This is a genomic window from Parvibaculum sp. (assembly GCF_049671045.1).
GTDB lineage: Bacteria > Pseudomonadota > Alphaproteobacteria > Parvibaculales > Parvibaculaceae > Parvibaculum.
On the sequence record NZ_JBATUH010000092.1, the window covers coordinates 1 to 2,287 of the forward strand.

The window sequence follows — 2,287 nt, forward strand, 5'->3', positions numbered from 1 at the left end:
ACCTCGTTACCAAGGAATTCGGCCTGCCGAAAGACCGGCTGATGTCGACCGTCTATGCGGAGGATGACGAGGCGTTCAACCTCTGGAAGAAGATCGCAGGGCTTCCGGACGAGCGCATCGTCCGCATTGCGACTTCGGACAATTTCTGGTCGATGGGCGAAACGGGCCCCTGCGGCCCCTGCTCGGAAATCTTCTTCGATCATGGGCCGAAGATTCCGGGCGGTCCTCCCGGCAGCGCCGATCAGGATGGCGACCGTTTCATCGAGATCTGGAATCTCGTCTTCATGCAGTATGAGCAGCATGCGGACGGAACGCGCATCAACCTGCCGAAACCCTCCATCGACACAGGCATGGGCCTCGAGCGCATTGCGGCCGTGCTCCAGGGCACGCATGACAATTACGCGACCGACCTCATGCGCGCGCTCATTCTCGCCTCGGCGGAAGCATCGGGCACCGATCCCGACGGCCCCCATGCGGTGAGCCATCGCGTCATCGCCGATCACCTGCGCGCAAGTTGCTTCCTCATCGCGGATGGCGTGCTGCCTTCCAATGAGGGGCGCGGCTATGTGCTCCGCCGCATCATGCGCCGTGCCATGCGCCATGCGCAGCTTCTCGGCGTCACGGCGCCGCTGATGTGGCGGCTGGTGCCGGCGCTCGTCCGGCAGATGGGCGACGCCTATCCGGAGCTTCGCCGCGCCGAGGCGCTCGTCACCGAGACGCTCAAACTCGAGGAGACGCGCTTCCGCGAAACGCTGGTGCGCGGCCTTCGCCTGCTCGACGATGAGCTCGATCGCATCGGAAGTGCGAAGGTGCTGCCGGGCGAAGTTGCATTCAAGCTCTACGACACTTATGGATTCCCGCTCGATCTGACGCAGGACGCGCTGCGGCCCAAGGGCATCACCGTCGAGCAGGCAGGCTTCGACCGCGCGATGGCGCGCCAGCGCGAGGATGCGCGGAGGGCCTGGTCGGGCTCCGGCGAAAAGGCGACCGAGACCGTCTGGTTCGAGCTCCGCGAGGAGCACGGCGCGACGGAATTTCTCGGCTACGAGACGGAAACGGCCGAAGGCAAGATCGTCGCGATCGTCGTCGATGGCGCACCGGTGGACAAGGTCGGCGCGGGCGCGGAAGCCGCGATCATCACCAACCAGACGCCCTTCTATGGCGAATCGGGCGGGCAGGTCGGCGACACCGGGCTTCTCTTCAACGGTTCGGGCGCGGAGTTCCCCGTCTCCGATACGCAGAAGAAGCTCGGCGACATGATCGTTCATGTGGGCAGGCTCGCGCGCGGCGAACTCAAGGTCGGCGATGTCGTGGAGATGAAGGTCGACAGCGCGCGGCGCACGGCGACACGCGCGAACCACTCCGCGACGCATCTGCTGCATGAGGCGCTGCGCCGCGTGCTCGGGCCCCATGTGACGCAGAAGGGCTCGATGGTCGCGCCGGAGCGGCTGCGCTTCGACTTCAGCCACCCCAAGCCGATGACGGCGGAGGAAATCGCCAGGGTCGAGGATATCGTCAACCGCGTCATCCGCCAGAACCGCGACGTGACCACGCGGCTCATGACGCCCGCCGAGGCAATCGAGGCGGGGGCGCTGGCGCTCTTCGGAGAGAAGTATGGCGACGAGGTGCGCGTGCTCTCGATGGGCGTGGACGAGGATCAGAACGACAAGACCTATTCGGTCGAGCTTTGCGGCGGCACCCATGTGCGCCGCGTCGGCGACATCGCGATCTTCAAGATCGTGAGCGAGAGCGCCGTCGCCTCGGGTGTGCGGCGCATCGAGGCGCTGACGGGCGAAGGCGCACGGCACTATCTCGTCGAGCAGGAGCGGATCGCGAAGGAAGCGGCGGGTGCGCTGAAGATCTCGCCGGAAGAACTGCCGCAGCGTGTCGTCTCGCTGGTCGAGGAGCGCAAGCGCCTCGAACGCGAGCTGAACGAGGCGAAGAAGAAGCTCGCCATGTCCGGCGGCGGCGCCGCGGAGGCGAGCCCGGCGCAGACCATTGGCGGCGTGCAGGTCGTCGCGCGCGTGCTCGCCGGTGTCAATCCGAAGGATCTGCGCGGCCTCGTCGACGAGGCGAAGAAGCAGGCGGGATCCGGCGTCGTCGCGCTCGTGGCGGTGAGCGAGGACGGCAAGGGCGCGATCGCGGTCGGCGTCACGGCGGATCTCACCTCGCGCTTCAACGCGGTCGATCTGGTGAAGGCCGGCGCGGCGGCGATGGGCGGCTCGGGCGGCGGCGGCAGGCCCGACATGGCGCAGGCAGGCGGGCCCGAGGGCGCCAAGGCCGAAGC

1 protein-coding gene is annotated in these 2,287 nt (G+C 67.2%); it reads left to right on the forward strand.

The features are described 5' to 3' along the window. The coding region (gene alaS, locus WBG82_RS10545; RefSeq protein WP_424424487.1) for an alanine--tRNA ligase at positions 1 to 2,287 on the forward strand (2,287 nt) is incomplete at both ends.